The 16,954-nt window shown below is 66.6% G+C and carries 11 protein-coding genes and 1 tRNA gene; 7 read left to right on the forward strand and 5 right to left on the reverse strand.

All coding sequences use genetic code 11. The features are described from left to right. Nucleotides 1-18: 18 nt before the first annotated feature. Nucleotides 19-741, reverse strand: a complete 723-nt coding sequence (locus tag G432_RS00925) for a hypothetical protein (protein WP_015456926.1) — start codon at nt 739-741, stop codon at nt 19-21. A gap of 189 nt (nt 742-930) precedes the next feature. Between G432_RS00925 and G432_RS00930 the strand changes: the two genes are divergently transcribed. From G432_RS00930 to G432_RS00955, 6 genes are all read left to right on the forward strand, one after another. Further along, entirely contained in the window at nt 931-1,956 is a 1,026-nt protein-coding gene (locus tag G432_RS00930; protein ID WP_015456927.1) for an aspartate-semialdehyde dehydrogenase, read from the forward strand. 11 nt (nt 1,957-1,967) lie between these two features. Then, the gene (locus G432_RS00935; RefSeq protein WP_015456928.1) at nt 1,968-2,603 is read left to right on the forward strand and encodes a DUF2238 domain-containing protein; all 636 of its coding nucleotides are present in this window, start codon (nt 1,968-1,970) and stop codon (nt 2,601-2,603) included. Then, nucleotides 2,600-3,049 carry a GFA family protein gene (locus tag G432_RS00940; protein ID WP_015456929.1) on the forward strand — a complete coding sequence of 150 codons (450 nt, stop codon included), beginning with the start codon at nt 2,600-2,602 and terminating at the stop codon, nt 3,047-3,049. The genes G432_RS00935 and G432_RS00940 overlap by 4 nt, the downstream gene beginning before the upstream one ends. A gap of 84 nt (nt 3,050-3,133) precedes the next feature. After that, the gene (locus G432_RS00945) at nt 3,134-3,889 is read left to right on the forward strand and encodes an alpha/beta fold hydrolase (protein ID WP_041865038.1); all 756 of its coding nucleotides are present in this window, start codon (nt 3,134-3,136) and stop codon (nt 3,887-3,889) included. A 63-nt stretch (nt 3,890-3,952) separates the two neighbouring features. After that, nucleotides 3,953-5,779 (forward strand): M2 family metallopeptidase, encoded by a 1,827-nt coding sequence (locus G432_RS00950; RefSeq protein ID WP_015456931.1) that lies wholly within the window; start codon nt 3,953-3,955, stop codon nt 5,777-5,779. Continuing rightward, complete coding sequence (locus tag G432_RS00955; RefSeq protein ID WP_015456932.1) at nt 5,776-6,351, forward strand: 2'-5' RNA ligase family protein; 576 nt, start codon at nt 5,776-5,778, stop codon at nt 6,349-6,351. The genes G432_RS00950 and G432_RS00955 overlap by 4 nt, the downstream gene beginning before the upstream one ends. Here the strand turns inward: G432_RS00955 and G432_RS00960 are convergent. Both G432_RS00960 and G432_RS00965 read right to left on the reverse strand, forming a co-directional pair. Further along, on the reverse strand, nt 6,320-6,724 hold the full coding sequence (locus tag G432_RS00960; protein WP_015456933.1) for a DUF3775 domain-containing protein: 405 nt from the start codon (nt 6,722-6,724) through the stop codon (nt 6,320-6,322). The two genes, G432_RS00955 and G432_RS00960, sit on opposite strands and share 32 nt — an antisense overlap. Before the next feature lie 100 nt (nt 6,725-6,824). Next, nucleotides 6,825-8,051, reverse strand: a complete 1,227-nt coding sequence (locus G432_RS00965) for an NAD(P)/FAD-dependent oxidoreductase (RefSeq protein WP_015456934.1) — start codon at nt 8,049-8,051, stop codon at nt 6,825-6,827. A gap of 140 nt (nt 8,052-8,191) precedes the next feature. On the opposite strand from G432_RS00965, the gene G432_RS00970 reads away from it, so the two are divergent. Then, a tRNA-Met gene (locus tag G432_RS00970) sits at nt 8,192-8,268 on the forward strand. Between the two features lie 268 nt (nt 8,269-8,536). Here G432_RS00970 and G432_RS22000 read toward each other — a convergent pair. Both G432_RS22000 and G432_RS00980 read right to left on the reverse strand, forming a co-directional pair. Next, nucleotides 8,537-15,520 (reverse strand): autotransporter-associated beta strand repeat-containing protein, encoded by a 6,984-nt coding sequence (locus G432_RS22000; RefSeq protein WP_187294022.1) that lies wholly within the window; start codon nt 15,518-15,520, stop codon nt 8,537-8,539. Nucleotides 15,521-15,976: 456 nt separating this feature from the next. Continuing rightward, nucleotides 15,977-16,822: a helix-turn-helix domain-containing protein gene (locus G432_RS00980; RefSeq protein ID WP_015456936.1), complete on the reverse strand. Its 846-nt coding sequence runs from the start codon at nt 16,820-16,822 to the stop codon at nt 15,977-15,979. Nucleotides 16,823-16,954 lie beyond the last annotated feature (132 nt).

Raw genomic sequence — 16,954 nt, forward strand, 5'->3', positions numbered from 1 at the left:
ACGCCGCCCCTCCCGGCTTCACGGGGTGGAGGATTGCTGGTCCGGCGCGAGCGGATCGTCCGCGTTCGCGCCGCTTGCCAGGCCGACGCCGCCGCCGATCCCCATGCCCATGCCCATGCCGGCGCCCATTCCGCCGCCACCGCCACCGCCTTGCCGGCCTTCCCCCCTGCCGCTTTCGCCCTTCCGCCCGCCGCTTGCGCCGGAGGGGCGGGTGGGGCCCTGCATCGGGATGGCAAGCCCGGCCGGGATCGGATCGAGGTCCAGCGCCTCGCGGATGAAATCGCGGAGCGAGATCACCAGATCATGGGTGTGGACGGGGTGCCCCGCGACCAGCTCGCGCGCGGCGCGTTCCGCCAGCCGCACCTGTTCCTCGGTGCCCAGCAGGATGATGTCGGAAAGCGCCGCCTCCACCGCGTCGCGGATGCGCCGCGCCCTGTCCGATCCTTCCGCCCCGGCGGCCGGCACGGTCTCCCCTTCGCCGTCCGGTTCCGCGCGCCGCCGCAGATCGCGCAGATGCGCCGGATCGACCGCCAGATTGCCCGTGAAGGAGCCGCCCAGCGTCTTGTAGGCGGCGATCAGGGTCCGCAGCCGCTCGTTGATCTGGCGGTTCATCCGCTCCCGCCGCTGCTGGATGGTGAACATCACCACCAGGCGGATGCTGACGCCGATCAGGGTGACGAGCGCCAGCCCGATGAGCGTCGCCAGCACGCTCTGCCACGAACTGAAGTCGATATTGCGCAAGGGGCGCCTCCCGCGATGCTGGCCGGCTGCTGGCCAAGGGCTAAAGCAAATGCCCGGCTCGATCCAGCCGCCGCCGGCCAAGGCGCGCTTTTGGCAGCTAAAGCTCTGCGGGCTGGACATCTGCGCCCGCTCCCCTAAACCCGCGCCGGGCCGCATGTGCGGCCTTCATGTCCAACTGGAGCGAGTATAATGGCCTATCGGGTAGTCGTCGTCGGAGCCACCGGGAATGTCGGGCGCGAAATGCTCAACATTCTGGCCGAGCGCGAGTTTCCGATTAAAGAGATCGCCGCCGTCGCATCCTCCCGCTCCACGGGGGATGAGATCGAGTTCGGCGAGACGGGCCAGAAGCTCAAGGTCAAGAATCTCGAGCATTTCGATTTCACCGGCTGGGATATCGCGCTCTTCGCCGTGGGATCGACCGCGACCAAGGAATATGCGCCGAAGGCGGCAGCCGCCGGCTGCGTGGTGATCGACAATTCGTCGCTCTACCGCATGGACCCGGATGTGCCGCTGATCGTGCCGGAAGTGAACCCGGATGCGATCGACGGTTATAAGGCGCGCAACATCATCGCCAATCCCAACTGCTCGACCGCGCAGATGGTGGTGGCGCTGAAGCCGCTGCACGATGCCGCGAAGATCAAGCGCGTCGTCGTCTCCACCTATCAATCGGTGTCGGGTGCCGGCAAGGCGGGGATGGACGAGCTGTTCGAACAGTCGCGCAACATCTTCGTCGGCGATCCGGCCGAACCGAAGAAGTTCACCAAGCAGATCGCCTTCAACGTGATCCCGCACATCGATGTCTTCCTGGATGACGGCTACACCAAGGAAGAATGGAAGATGGTGGTGGAGACCAAGAAGATCCTCGATCCGAAGATCAAGGTCACGGCCACCTGCGTGCGCGTGCCGGTGTTCGTCGGCCATTCCGAATCGATCAATATCGAGCTGGAGGACGAGCTTTCGGCCGAGGACGCGCAAAAGATCCTGCGCGAGGCGCCGGGCGTGATGCTGGTCGATAAGCGCGAGGATGGCGGCTACGTCACCCCCGTCGAATGCGTCGGCGATTTCGCCACCTTCGTCAGCCGGGTGCGCGAGGACCCGACCGTGGAGAACGGCTTGGCCCTCTGGTGCGTGTCCGATAACCTTCGCAAGGGCGCCGCGCTCAACGCCGTGCAGATCGCGGAGCTGCTCGGCCGCCGTCATCTGAAGAAGGGCTGAGGCCCTCCGCAGTGACCGGCTATCGCGCCGCTTGGCGGTCCCTGCCGGTCGCCCAGCGGTGGATGATCGGGCTGCTCGCACTGGCCGTTCTGCTGGCCAATGTCGCGCAGCCCTTTCCTGAAGTGGCGCCGCTGCATCACCTGCCCACCGTGGCGGTGATCGCAGCGCCGCCGCTCTTTCTGGCGCGCTGGCCGCTCTCGACCCGCGCCGTCGCCTTCCTCTTTGCCTTCTGGCTGCTCCACACGCTCGGCGGCCGCTATACCTATTCCAACGTTCCCTATGACGCATGGGCGTCGGCGCTGTTCGGCGTCTCGACCGGCGATCTCCTGGGGACGACCCGCAACCATTATGACCGCCTCGTCCACCTCGCCTTCGGGGTGACGAGCATCCCCGCCGCGATGGAGCTGGCGCGGCGACAGGGCGCGGGGCCGTTCGCGGCGGCCTGCCTCGGCGTGGGCTTCGTTGCGGCCGCCAGCGCCGTCTATGAGATATTCGAGTGGGGCCTCACGCTCGTGATGGCCGGGGGTGCCGCCGATGCCTATAATGGCCAGCAGGGCGACATCTGGGATGCCCAGAAAGACATGGCGATGGCGATGCTGGGAGCGCTGGCGATGGCGGCGGTGGAATTGCGGCGGCGGGCGGCATGACGGAGAAGCTCATGGCCGGCGGCTGCCAGTGCGGCCGCATCCGCTACGAAGCGGTGATCCGCGACGACAAAGCCTATCTCTGCCATTGCACCTATTGCCGGCGGGCGACGGGCAATGTCTCGGTCGCGTTCAAGAATGTCCCGCAGGCCGATGTCCGCTGGGCGACGCGGGAGCCGGACTGGTATCAGTCCTCGCCCATCGCCCGGCGGCCTTTCTGCCCGCAATGCGGCACGCCGCTGGGCTTCACCTATCTGGACGGGACGAACATCGATCTCACCGTCGGTTCGTTCGACGATCCGGGCTTCTTCCGCCCGACCTCCAATTTCGCGATCGATACGAAGCTCGCGGCATGGGAGGATACCAGCCATCTGCCCGGCATGCGCGCGGACGAGCATCAGCCGCTCACCGATCGCTGGGTTGCCGCGACCGGCCGGCTGCCGGATTGATCCGCCGATCGGCCGGAACGGTGGATCGATCGCGCTCAAGCGGGTAGGGGACGCGGCATCAGGATTTACCGGGTGATCGATCGCATGACGGACGTGAAGGAAGGCCGCTTCAACGGCAGGGACGGCACCGAGCTGGCCTGGAAGGAAACGGGCGAGGGGCGGCCGCTGGTGCTGATCCATGGCTATTTCTCCAACGCCCTCACCAACTGGATCCGCTATGGCCACGCCGCGCTGATCGCGGACGCCGGTTTCCGCGTCATCATGCCGGACCTGCGCGGCCATGGCGACAGCGCCAAGCCGCACGATCCCGCCGCCTATCCCCGCGACGTGCTGGCCGATGACGGGCTGGCGCTGGTCGATCATCTCGGCCTCGCCGATTATGATCTCGCCGGCTATTCGCTGGGCGGGCGGACGAGCGTGCGCATGCTGGTGAAGGGCGCCGCGCCGCGCCGCGTCGTCCTGTGCGGCATGGGGCTGGATGGCATCCTCCACACCGCCGGACGCGGCGATTATTTCCGCAAGGTCCTCACCAATCTCGGCAGCTTTCCGCGCGGGTCGGGCGAATGGATGACCGAAGCCTTTCTCAAGACCACGGGCGGCGATCCGGTGGCGCTGCTCAACATCCTCGAAACCTTCGTCGATACCACGCCCGAGGAGCTGGCGGCCTTCGATCGTCCCGTGCTGGTCGTCACCGGGCGGGAGGATGACGACAACGGATCGGGCGAGGCGCTGGCCGATGCCATTCCCGGCGCGCGCTTCCAGTCGATCCCCGGCAATCATATGAGCGCGGTGGTGAAGCCCGAGCTTGGCCAGGCGATCCGGGATTTCCTGGCGGCTTGACCGGCCGGGGCCGCCGGAGCGATTGTGCGCGCAATCGCAAATAGACCTCTGGGGGCCTTTTCCATGAAAATCCCGTTCCGCGCCGCCGTTTCGGCCGTGGCGCTCGGCGCACTCGCCGTTTCCGCCGCCGCCTTCGCCGCCAAGGATGCCGCGCCCACCGCCGCCGATGCCGATCGCTTCGTGGCGGCGGCCGAAAAGGAGCTGTTCGATCTTTCCATCCCGACCGCGCAGGTCGCCTGGGTCAACGCCACCTACATCACCGACGATACCGATGCCCTGAACACCCTGTTCGGCGCCAAGAATACCGAAGCCTCCGTGCGCCTCGCCAAGGAGGCCGCCCGCTACGACAAGGTCGCGGGCTTTTCCTTCGATACCCGCCGTAAGCTCGATATCCTGCGCCAGGGCATCGTCCTGCCCGCGCCCGCGACCGAGGGGGCCGCGACCGAATTGAACGCGCTGTCCACGCGGATGAGCTCCACCTACGGCAAGGGCCGCGGCACGCTGGCCGGTAAGGAGATCAACGGCTCCGATATCGAGGAGAAGATGGGCACAGTCCGCAACCCGGACCAGCTCAAGGAAATGTGGGCGAGCTGGCACGACAATGTCGGCAAGCCGATGAAGGCCGATTATGCCCGCATGGTGGAAATCGCCAATCAGGGCGCGAAGGAGCTGGGCTACAAGGATCTCGGCGCCATGTGGCGCTCCAACTACGATATGTCGCCGGATGAGTTCGCCAGGCTGACGGACAAGCTCTGGCTGCAGGTGAAGCCGCTCTACGATCAGCTCCACTGCTACACCCGCACCAAGCTGAACGAGAAATATGGCGATGGCGTCCAGCCCAGGACCGGCCCGATCCGCGCCGATCTGCTCGGCAACATGTGGGCGCAGGAATGGGGCAACATCTATGACGTCGTCGCCCCGGCCGGCGCCGGCGACCTCGGCTATGACACGACCGATCTGCTGAAGGCCAAGGGCTATGACGCACTGAAAATGGTGAAGGGCGGCGAGAATTTCTTCTCCTCGCTCGGCTTCGCGCCGCTGCCCGACAGCTTCTGGCAGCACTCCCAGTTCACCAAGCCCGCCGATCGCGAGGTGATCTGCCACGCGTCCGCCTGGGACGTGGACAATAAGGACGATCTGCGGATCAAGATGTGCATCAAGGTGAATGGCGACGATTTCACCACCATCCACCACGAGCTGGGCCATAATTATTACCAGCGCGCCTATAACAAGCAGCCCTATCTCTACCTGAACGGCGCGAACGACGGCTTCCACGAGGCGATCGGCGATGCGATCGCACTATCGATCACGCCCGACTATCTCGTTCGGATCGGGCTGCTCGATCCGGCGAAGGTGCCGCCGGCGGACAAGGATATTGGCCTGTTGCTGCGGCAGGCGATGGACAAGGTCGCTTTCCTGCCCTTCGGCCTGCTGGTCGATAAATGGCGCTGGGGCGTGTTCGACGGGTCGATCGCGCCGCAGGATTACAACAAGGCGTGGACGGCGCTCCGCCTGCAATATCAGGGCATCACCCCGCCCGTGGAGCGTGGGGCCGACGCCTTCGATCCCGGCGCCAAATATCATGTGCCCGCCAGCACGCCCTACACCCGCTATTTCCTGGCGCGCATCCTCCAGTTCCAGTTCTACAAGGCCGCGTGCGACCAGGCCGGCTGGAAGGGGCCGCTCCACCGCTGCTCCTTCTACGGCAACAAGGAAGTCGGCGCGAACCTGAACAAGATGCTGGAGATGGGCATGTCGAAGCCCTGGCCGGACGCGCTGCAAGCCTTCACCGGCAGCCGCGAGATGGATGGCACGGCGATGATCGCCTATTTCAAGCCGCTGATGACGTGGCTGGAACAGCAGAATAAGGGCAAGACCTGCGGCTGGTGAGCCAAAGGCGGGCAGGCGCGGCGGACGGGGCAGGGGCCTTGCCGCCGCGCGGCCCGATCATAGTGACGGCGGATCTGGGGCCCGCCGATCTCGCCCGCCTCGATGCCCTGCGGCGCGCGCATTACCCGGCCGATCGCAACCGGGTGCCCGCGCACCTTACCCTGTTCCATCACCTTGCGCCGTCCCTGGCGGAGGAGGCCGGCCGCCGGCTGGCCGCGGAAACCCGGCATGCGCCGCCGCCTGCGGCACGCATCGCCGGGATCATGAAGTTGGCGCGCGGCACCGCCTTCCGCGTCGATTCGCCGGGGCTGGAGGCGATCCGCGCCCGGCTGGCCGACGCCTTCGATCGCTATCTCACGCCCCCGGATGCCGCGCCCTGGCGCCCGCACATCACCATCCAGAACAAGGTGGATGCCAGCGCCGCCGCGGCCCTGCAAAGGGAAATGGCCCGTTCCTTCCGGCCCGGCCCGATCGCCATCGCCGGCCTGTCCCTGTGGCGCTACGAGGATGGCGGATGGGCCGCGGTCGGCCGCCATCCCTTCAATCGATCTGGCCGATCCCCTCGCAACTGAGATCGAACGCGGACAGCCCGGCTTCCAGATAGGCGGCGAGCAGCGGCATATCGAGCAGCAGGTCGACCGGGTCTTCCTCGCTGTTCAAGGCCTCCTCCTGCGCGTCCTCCCATTCGCTGGCGTCATAGGTGCCGCGCCCGATCCAGGCGAGCGCCAGCACGTCGGCGATCTCGTCGTCCGCCATGTCGTCGAGGAAGGTCCGCACCTCATCCTCGATGGCGACATTGGCCTCGTCCTCCAGCACGGCCATGGGATCGTCGGTATCGGTGGGATCATCCTCCCCGTCCGCCTCGATCGCCGGCACCTGCGCTTCCAGCTCCCGGGCGCGGATTATCAGCCGGCAGACACTTTCCAGTGGGACGTTCAATTCCATGTCAGCCTCCTTCCGCCAGCTTTTCGGCAGTGGGGCGGCCCGCGGCGGTGCCGCCCCGAAATCGAAACGGGAACGAGGGGAAGGCCCGCCGGTTCCCGCCTCAGGCCGCCAATGTCTTCAGCTGGACGCCGGCATCGGCGAGCTGGTCCAGCGGCGGGGCGATTCCGCTGGCCACCAGCGCGCGACCCTGCACATAATCCTTGGTCGCGTTGACGCAGTCGAGCGCGATCACCCTGCCGTCCTTCAGATAGACGATGGAGAAGCTGCGCTCTGCCGGGTCGCCGCGCATCACGATCCGGTCGTGCCCGATGGAAAGACCAACCGTCTGCAGGCGCAGGTCATATTGGTTGGACCAGAACCACGGCACCGCCGAATAGACATCGTCGCCGCCCATGATCGCCTTGGCGACGATGGTGGCCTGATCGTTGGCGTTCTGCACCGATTCCAGCCGGATGCGGGCGCCGCCGGCAAAGCCGTTCTCATGCGCGGCGCAATCGCCGATCGCGAAGATGTCGGGCAGGCTGGTGCGGCACTGGCCGTCCACGTCCACCCCGTTGCCCCCGGCGGCGCCGGCGGCGATCAGCGGCTCGATCGCCGGGATGATGCCGATGCCAACGATCACCATCTCGGCCGGCAGCTCGGTGCCGTCGGCCAGGCGCACGCCCACGGCGCGGCCGTCCTTCTCGACGATGCAGTCGACCGCCACGTTCAGCCGCACGTCCACGCCGTGCGCGCGGTGCTCCGCCTCGTAGAATCGCGACAGCGGCTCGCCCGCCACGCGCGCCAGCACGCGGTCCAGCGCCTCCAGCACCGTCACCTGCTTGCCCAGCTTGGACAGCACGGCCGCCGCTTCCAGCCCGATATAGCCGCCGCCGATCACCACCACCCGATTCGTGGTCGCCAGCTCGCCCATCATCGTGTCGACATCGGCGCGGGTGCGCACGGCGTGCACGCCCTTCACGTCATGGCCGGTGCAGGTCAGCCGGCGCGGCGAGCCGCCCGTCGCCCAGATCAGCTTGCCGTAGCCAAGGCTGCTGCCGTCGGCCAGCGTCACCCTATGCGCCGCCGGATCGACCGATACGACCCGCCGGCCCAGCAGCAGATCGACGTTACGCTCTTCCCAGAATGCGGCCGGGCGGATCAGGATTCGCTCGAACGTCTTCTCGCCCGAAAAATAATCCTTGGAGAGGGGCGGGCGCTCATAAGGCAGCTCCGGTTCGTCGCCCAGCAGGGCGATCGTGCCTTCGAACTTCTGCTGCCGCAGCGTCAGCGCCGCCTGCGCGCCGCCATGGCCGGCACCCACGATCAGAACGTCATAATGGTCCACGCTTCTGTTTCCCCTCGCATCCGATTCCCGGAAATGCCTGTATCGCGCGAAGTTGCGCGACGCCAGTTGACCGGTGCCGCGAGCCTGCCTATAGGCCCGCCCACGCCCGGCGACGAAGCGTTCGCCGGCGGCCCGATTGGGGCGGAGTAGCTCAGCTGGTTAGAGCAGCGGAATCATAATCCGCGTGTCGGGGGTTCAAGTCCCTCCTCCGCTACCAACGTTGGACACACCCTTTCCCGCGTAAAAACTGGTAGTTTTCCGGCTTATCCGCTGCTTGTCATGCGCAAATGGGCGGCCAAGCTAAGCGAAGCCATCGGGCGTGTGGGGATTCCCACGTGAACCTGCGGGCTGAGCGGGCGTGTGGCCTGAGCGATTCCCAAGCGATTGAAATCCCTTGCAGCTCAAGAAATCGCGGCAGAATTAATGCTAGGCCGGTTCGCGACACTGGCTGAGGGTGTCGCGAACCGGCGATCGATTGGAATCGCTTAGAATGCGAGCGAGAAGGTGGCCTTGCCGCCGTGGTTCTGGGCGCTGGCCGCGGCATCGCCGGTATAAGCGATGTCGAGGCGGGCGCGGCTGGAAAGCGCGAGGCCGAGGCCGATGTCGGTGGATAGCGCATCCTTCGCGATGGGCGTGCCGCGGACCAGGAAGCGGCCGCCATTGGCGAAGGCGAGGGCGGCTTCGGGGGTGCGATCGCCGAAGGCGTGGCGCCAGCCGGCGGTGACGTTCAGGTCGATCCCCATGGAGCCGAGGTCGAACGCCCGGCGGATATGCGCACCAGCGGTGGTGAAATCGGTGGTCATCACATCATGGGCGAGGGTGAGCGCCGCCGCGCCGCCTTGTTCGCGGGTTGCCTCGCTATCGACCGAGACATGGGCGATGCCGGCGAACGGCTCGATCGCGGTGCCGCCCAGCGTGAAGCGGTAGCCGATCTCGGCAAAGCCCTGCGCGGTGGATGCGTGCCGCCGGGATCTGGCCGTATCGCTGAAGCCTTCGAAACGCACGTCGCGGGTGATGTCCGCATCGTGCCAGCTGAAGGCGAAGCCGCTGCGCAGGCTGAACCGGCCGGTATCTGCGCCCGCGTAAAGGCCGAGATGATAGCTGTCGATATCGGCATCGGCCGAAGCGGCGCGCAGATCGGCGTCGCCCTTCTGCCAGCCGCCGAACAGGCCCAGCTGCACCGTTTCGGCTGCGATCGCATCGACGCCCATCAACAGGCCGGCGGCCGAATGCTTTACCCGGCGGGCATTGTCGTTGCCGTCGATCCGGCCCCAGGAGCCGATGCCCTGCATCCACCAGGCGGTGCCGCGCTGGGCGTCCACCGCGGCGCCGGCATTGCGCATGCGATCGAAGGCGGCCGCGCGGATGAAGCGGCTGTCCTCCGTCAGCACCGCGCCCAGCGAGGCGTGGATCTCGCCGGAGAGGCTGTCGAACGCGGTGGCCGCCTGATCGGCGGTGAGCGTGACCACGGCCTGATAGAGGGCGTTGCCCATGCCCAGCGCTTCGACCGCGCCGGCGGTCGCCCGCTGGTTGCCGGTTACGCCGACCGACGCGAACCCTATATTGTTGCGATCAAGGGTCAGCGTCACGGCATTGGCGGAGTAGCTGAGCGAGGGGGTGAGGAAGGCGTAAGTGGAGGTGACGTCGGCAAACTGGCCCTGGATGCCGCCCGCCGCGGTGAGGATCGTGTAGCTGGCGTTCGGCCGATAATCGCCGGAGAAACCGATATGGGCGACGGTGCCACCGTTCAGGAGCGCGCGGCCGATGGCAGCGATGCGATCCGCGGCGCTGCCGGTGGGATCGACTTCGACCTGATAGGTCGATCCCGCCGCGAAGCTGATGTCGCCATTGACGGTGAGCAGGCCGATCGAATTGCCGGGCGAGATGATGCCGCCGGCCTCGACACTGGTGGTGCCCAGCGTGCCGTTGCCGCCGACGATGCCGGCCGCGCCGATCCGCAGCAGGCCGCCGAAGCTGCCGCTGGCGATAAGCTTGCCGTTCCTGACATCGATGCCGCCTGCGAAAGCGCGGCTGTCGCCGGTCAGCTCGATATGCGGGCCGCCGTCGATGGCGAGCGTGCCGGCGCCGCTGAGGCTGCCGGCATAGCGGCCGCTGGCGGATTGATCGAACAGCAGGGTCGCGCCCGATGCGATCATGGCATTGCCGGAGAAGCCTTGCGTGGTGGTAGCCAGCGTGCCCTGTTCGATCCGCCAGTCGAGGCTGGACGCGCCGGTCAACGTCAGGGTCGCGGCGCCCGTCTTGACCATCGTGCCGGCCACGCCTTCGAGGCCGGCGATGGCGCCGGTGAAGCTGCCGTCGCTCACCTGATTGAATACGACGGTGCCGGCGTTGGCGATATCGCCGCGGATCGCCGCGCTGTCGCCGATCAGCGTGCCGGCTTCGATCAGAGTGTTGCCGGTATAGCTGTTGGCGCCGGTGAGCCGGAGGGTGCCGCGATCGGCCTTGACCAGATCGCTGGCACCGGTGAGTTCGGAGGCGATCGTGGCCGTCATCGCGGCCCCGGCGGCGGAGCCGTCGCCGACGCGGATCACGGTGCGGCCGCCGGTGCCGGCTAGGCCGAGCGCATCGCCTGTCAGCCTGTAACCGTCCGAAGCGAACTGCATGCCCGAAACGGCCAGCGCGCCGGCGCTGTCGTCAAGGGTGACGGTGCCGCCGGCCGCCTGGAAGATGGCGAAGCCCGGCGTCGGACGCATCGCGCCGGAGGCGAGGCCGTTGCCGTTGGTCCAGGCGGCGCCGTTTGCCGCCCAGATGCCGTCGCCGCCGTCGATCACGCCGTCATTGTGCCGGGTGGCGTCGCTACCATCCCAGAACAGCAGGTCGGCCCCGGCGGAGGAGATGATGTTGACCTGGCCCGCAAGTGCGGTCTGGATCGCCAGATCACCGGCGCCGACGCCGGTGGGCAGGATGTCGAGGACGAGGCCGTTGTCGACAAGCGTGCCGCCATAATCGAACAGGCGATAGACGCCCGCGCCGAAGCCGCCGGCATCGGTGACGGATAGCCTTCCATCGAGGGTGAGATCGCCCGTCACGCTGAACAGCGCCGACGAGGAAGGGGTTCCCAGGAGCGCCACGACATTGGCGTCGTTGCCCAAGGTCAGGCTGCCGATGGTGAGCGTATCGCCCGCGCGGCCGATCAGCGCGCCGGAGCCCGACACATTGACCGCGCCGAGTTGGCCCGTGCCTTCCAGCGAGCCGCCGGTGCCGACCTGGACCGTGCCGCCCAGCGCGCCATCGACGCGCAGCGTGCCGGACAGGACGCTGCTGGTTCCGGCAAAGCCCGCGCTGTCGCCCGTCAGGGTGAGCCGTCCGGAACCGGACAGGTTGAACGCGCCGGTTCCCAAGATCTGGTTCGCATAGGTGGCGGCGCCGCTGCCCGCCAGCGTGAACGCCGCGCCGCCGGAGATGACGGCGTCGCCGGTGAAGTTGCCCGCCGTGGCGATCAGGCCGCCTTCGACGATGTGCCAGCCGAGGCTGGACGTGCCCGTCAGGGTGAGGACGCCGGCGCCATCCTTATACATCAGGCCGCTCGCGCCGTTCAGCCCCCCGATATCGCCCGCGAAGCTGCCATCGCTCAGCTGATGGAAGTCGACCAGGCTGCCATTGGCGATATCGCCGCGGATGGAGGCGCTGTCGCCGGCCAGCGAGCCGGCTTCGACCAGAGTGTCGCCGGTGTAGCTGTTGGCTCCGTTGAGGACGAGGCGGCCGCTGCCTGTCTTGACCAGATCGCCCGAGCCCGAAATCGCGCCGCCGAGCGTGACCTGGATTTGCCCCACCGTATCGAAATTGCCATCCGCGTTCAGGGTGATGCCCCGGTTGCTGGACAGGCTGCCCTGGAAGACGAGCGCGCCGCCGTCGAAGGTGATTCCGCCGGCGGCGGCGCCGAGATTGGCATCCTGGAGCACCAGAACCGTGCCGTCGGCTATGCGGGTGCCGCCGGCATAGCTGTTGATGCCGCGCAGATAGAGGTCGCCCGCGCCTGTCTTGGTGAGGCCGCCGGTGCCGGCGATGACGGTGTCGACGACGGCGAAATCGCCGAGCACGCGGATTTCGGCATTGCCGTCGGCACGGGCGGAGCCGTCGATCAGGAGCCGGCCGGCGCCGGCCAGCGCATAGCCGGTGTCGACGAACTGGAGCCCCTGGAAGCTCTGGTTGCCGCTGACCGCGATGGTGCCGCCGGTGAAGCTGCCGGCATCCTTGAACACGGCGTTCTTGCCCGCCCAGGCCACTGGCATCACGCCGTTCTGGTTGAGCCAGGTGGTGCCTGCCGCATCCCAGGTGCCGTTGCCGCCCTGCCAATGCTGGATCGTGTCATCGCCGGCGGCGGCGACGAACAGATCGACCCGGCCCGATCCGGCCTGGATCTGATAGGCTGCGGGATCGGCGAGGGCGGGCGTCGTCCCGATGGCCAGGCCATTATCGGTCAGCGTACCATTATAGGAGATGAGCCGATAATAGCCGAGGCCGGCCGCGCCGTCGGCCGGTGTGCCGCTCTGGCCGAGGTTGATGATGCCGTCGAGCACGAGGTTGCCGCTCACCGCGATGCGGTCGCTGGTGCCGGCCGCCGGATTCGCGGCAGCACCCGGGCTTCCCAGTTCGAAATCGAGGATCGATCCGCTCGCCAGCGTGAGATCGCCCGCCACGTTGAGCGTGCCGATCGAATTGCCCGGCGCGATCCGTCCGCCGGATTGGACCGTCGTGCTGCCCACCGTGCCCGATCCCGCCAGCCGCGCGCCGCTGGCCACCGTCAGCAGGCTGCTCGATGCGATCGATCCGTTCACGTTGAGCGTGCCGCCCGATACCAGCGTGGCGCCGGTATAGCTGTTGGCGGTGCCCGACAGCGTCATGGTGCCGCTACCGATCTTGGTGATGCCCAAGGTGCCGGCGCCGTTTTGCAGATCGCCGGCAAAAATGGTGGAGCTGTTGTCGCCGCCGGTTGTCAGCACCCGTCCCGGGCCTCCGCTGGTAACCGAGCCGGCACCGGCCAGCGCGCCGATGGTCTGGTCGTCGTTGCCGAGATCGAGCCGACCGCCTGTATCGACGGTTATCGCGCTCAGGTTGCTCAACGCGCCCGTGGCGTTTGCGTAGAGCGTGCTGCCCGACGATATGGTCGTGGCGCCGGCATGGCTGTTGGCGCCCAGGAGCGTGACGGAAGCGTTGCTGATCCGCAGATTGCCGCCGCCGGAAATCATGCCTGTGATCGTCAGGTCGTTGCCGCCGTTCAGGTCGAGCGTCTTGCCTGCATCGAGATTGATCGCGTTGACCACGTAAAGGTCCGCCAGGCTTCCGCTAAGGCTGGCGTCGCCGGTGACATGCAATATGCCGTTGCCCAACGCCGCATTGGTGCTGATGGCAATGGTGCCGCCGGCCAGGTTGAAACCGCCGGTGAAGCCGTTGGAGCTGTTCAGCGCCAGCACGCCGGTGCCATTATATGTGAGGCTGCCGGTGCCGCCGATCGAGCCGTTCATTTCAATATAGTAACCGCCGACAATGCTGAGATTGGCATCGAGCGTCACGTTATTGAAAAGGAAGGCATTGGTATTGGACTTGAGCGTTGCGGCGCCGCCGACGGTCAATGCGCCCGTGCCGAGAGAGAACACGGAGCCAAGCGTCAGGCTGCCCGCCATCAATTGGACGCCGCCCGAAAAGGAATTGCTGGAATTCAGCGTCAGATCGGCGGCGCCTGTCTTGATGATCGAACCGCCGCCGCTCACGATGCCATTCAGCGCCAGATCGTTGGTGCCGCCGACGGCGAGGGCGGTCTGAAGGTCGACATCGTTGGAGAGGGCGATGGCGGTGTTTGCATCCAGCGTGCCGCCACCGATGACGCGCAGCATGCCCGAGCCCAATGCGGTGTTGGAGCCGAGCGTCAGGCTGCCGGATACCAGATTCATGCCGCCGCTGAACAGGTTGGCGCCGTTCAGCGTGAGATTGCCCCCACCGTTCTTGATGATCGAACCGCCGCCGCCCACCATGCCATTCAGCCCCAGATTGCCGTTGCCGCTTATGGTGAGGTTGGCGTGGATATCGACGCTGTTGGGCAGAGTGACGGCGGTATTATAGGCGGCGGACAGCGTGCCGGCGCCCAGGACCACGAGGCCCCCTGTGCCGAGCGCCCAGTCGTTGCCGACCGTCAGTTCCCCGCCCAGCAAGCCGGTGCCACCGGAATAGGTGTTGGTGCCCGTCAGGGTCAGCACCCCGCTGCCTGTCTTGACCAGGCCCAGGCCGCCGCCATGGATAGTGCCGGAGAAGGTGGTCGAACTGTTATCGTACCCGGTCGACAGCTGCACCAGCACGCCGCCGCTATTTGTCACCGTGCCGTTGCCGGCCAGTGAGCCGATATCCTGGCTGTAGCTGCCCAGATCGAGCGTGCCGGAATAGCCGACCGTCACGGCGCTGTTGTGGCTCAACGCACCGGACGCGTCGGCGCGCAGCGTCCCCTGGTCGATCGTCGTGGCGCCGCTATAGGTGTTGTTGCCGGACAATATCATGGTGCCGAAGCCGGTCTTGGTCAGGCCCAGGGGGCTTGCGCCATCCTGGAGGCTTCCGGAGAAGGAGGCGACGGGGCTGGTGCCTTGCACCACCGTGGTCAGCACCGCCGCCCTGCCGCCGCTGTTGGTCACGGTGCCGGGACCTGTGCTGGTCAGTGCGCCGATCGTCTGGTTGTAGCCATTCAGATCGAGCCTGGAGGCCAGGTTCAACTCGACAGAGCTGTTGCGGGAGAACGCATTCTCCCCGACAGCCCTGAGCGTGCCTTCATATAGCACCGTGTCACCGGCATAGGTGTTGCCGGAGCCGTTCAACGTCAATGTGCCGGAACCCCATTTGACGATACCGCCGGAGCCGACGAGCGCGGTGGTGGCGCCGATGCCGATATCATAGATGCTCGTATCGACGACCATGCTTCCAGCACCGATCGTGACGTTTCCGAAATTCTGGAGATAATCGGCTATCGTCTGGGTCGCCCGAAAGCCGCCGCCATTGGCGGTGATCGTCCCGGCACCCAACCCCTTCGCGATATAGCCGGTTTCGACCATGCCGGATGCGATGTTGAGCGAGCCGTTCAGGTCGAGGCCGCCGGCGCTGCCTGCCTGCTCTGCGACGATGATGGCGGACGCGTGGACGATACCGCCGGTGTCCACGGTCAGATAGCCGCTTCCCGCCTCGCCAATTCGCAAGATGCCTGCGCTCGTCAGGCGTGCGCTGCCATCAGTCACGGTCACGCCGCCATAAGAGCCGCTGGAAGAGCCGATGCTGATTTGTGAGGCGGTGGCCTGGCCAAAGTTGCTGATCGCCAGCGTGGCGGTGCCGGAACCGCCGACTATGAGATCGCCATTGTTTGACCAAAAGGAAACGCCGCTCATGGTCACCGCCCCCGTCGAGGAGGCTGACCTGCCGATTATGCCGGAATCGCTGATGATATTGCCGCCGTTGACGTCCAGTCCACCCATGCCGCTATCGCCGACGATGAGGGGACCCGGGATTACCCAGCTCGGACCAGCCTGTATCGGAGTCACATCCCCTACCGCCGTCATGCCCTGCGCATGGGCGGGGGCCGCCATCGCGGAAAAAGTGGCGATGGCGGTGGTGAGAAGCAGGTGCCGATGGCGGATTCCGGGATAGCGATGATATCGCGTGACCGACCGTGCCACGCTGCCCTTGCCCGAAACCATCTATTTCCCCCTGCCGATACCCGGATCGCCGATGAACGGCACGAGCGCCGCCATTTCTATGATATGACGAAATAATCCGTTAACGGGCGGGGGGCGTGACGGGCTTGGCCGCGGGTGCCGGACGCTGGGGGATTCCCCGGCCACCCCCGCATGTGGGGCACAATCCGATCATAACGATCAGCTCGCTCCGGGCGGCAGGCCGTCGAGCAGGAAAGGCGCGTTTGCTCTAAAGGGTCAACCGCGCCGGGAAGGCGGGATGCGGGCGATCACGTCGGCCAGGTGATGGTGGATATCGTTTCCGCCAAGGATCTGATTGAGATTTTCCGCCCCGCCGTTCCGCGCCTCACGCGGGGTCATGGCGAAGCGGGCGCGGAATGCCTTGGAGAAACGGCTGGGATTGGGAAAACCGAGCCGGTAGCCGAGATCGGCGATGGGCAGCGTCGCGTTGCGTTCCAGCGCCAGGAAGCGAAAGGCCGCGTCGAGCCTTTTGTCGCGGATCAGCGTGGCGATCCCGCCTTCCTCCGCGAAAAGACGGTAGAGATGGGCGCGGGAGATCTGGAATTCCCGCATGATGCTGCGCGGCGACAGCGTGGTGTCGGCGATATGATCGTCGATATGGCGGGCGATCCGCCGGCGGATGCCCTCCGACACGATCGGCGCGGCATCGCCGTGCACGATCGGCTTGCGGGTGAGGGCGGCGGCGAGCAGGCCGGCCACGCTGTCCTCCATCGCCGCCGCGTCTGCCTGATCGAGATCGCCCGCGACCGCGTGGAAATGGGTAAGGCAGCCCGCCAGCAGCCGGGTGACGGGCGTGTCCGCCGCCAGCCTGTGGCCGTGCAGGCTGCGCCCGCCGGCCGCGCGGTCGATGGGATCGCGGGGCACGAGCATGGTGATGCGGGAGCCCGGCTCCGCCCGGCTGGTAAAGGGGCGGGCGAGATCGAAGACGCAGATGTCGCCCACGTCAGCCGCGATCGGCTCCAGGGGCAGAAGCTCGAACAGCGGGCGCGCCATTTCGCGCCAGAACTCGCTGCGCAGCGAGGGCTCGATATGGTCGGTCGATACGCTGACCCCCTTCTTCATGGCTTTCGTCTAACCCTTCCGATTCTCGCCAGCCATTCCGGAATCCTACCGATCGAGACAATGCGGCAAGTAAAGGGAGACAGACGCGCCTATTACAAGATGTTGTAATAAGGCATAATATTTCGGCCCTGT

The organism is Sphingomonas sp. MM-1, assembly GCF_000347675.2.
Lineage (GTDB): Bacteria > Pseudomonadota > Alphaproteobacteria > Sphingomonadales > Sphingomonadaceae > Sphingomonas_E > Sphingomonas_E fennica.

Coding starts and splice junctions, on each gene's coding strand:
- G432_RS00930 (WP_015456927.1), top strand. CDS start 931: ATGGCCTATCGGGTAGTCGTCGTCGGAGCCACCGGGAATGTCGGGCGC.
- G432_RS00940 (WP_015456929.1), top strand. CDS start 2,600: ATGACGGAGAAGCTCATGGCCGGCGGCTGCCAGTGCGGCCGCATCCGC.
- G432_RS00945 (WP_041865038.1), top strand. CDS start 3,134: ATGACGGACGTGAAGGAAGGCCGCTTCAACGGCAGGGACGGCACCGAG.
- G432_RS00950 (WP_015456931.1), top strand. CDS start 3,953: ATGAAAATCCCGTTCCGCGCCGCCGTTTCGGCCGTGGCGCTCGGCGCA.
- G432_RS00960 (WP_015456933.1), bottom strand. CDS start 6,724: ATGGAATTGAACGTCCCACTGGAAAGTGTCTGCCGGCTGATAATCCGC.
- G432_RS22000 (WP_187294022.1), bottom strand. CDS start 15,520: ATGGGTGGACTGGACGTCAACGGCGGCAATATCATCAGCGATTCCGGC.
- G432_RS00980 (WP_015456936.1), bottom strand. CDS start 16,822: ATGAAGAAGGGGGTCAGCGTATCGACCGACCATATCGAGCCCTCGCTG.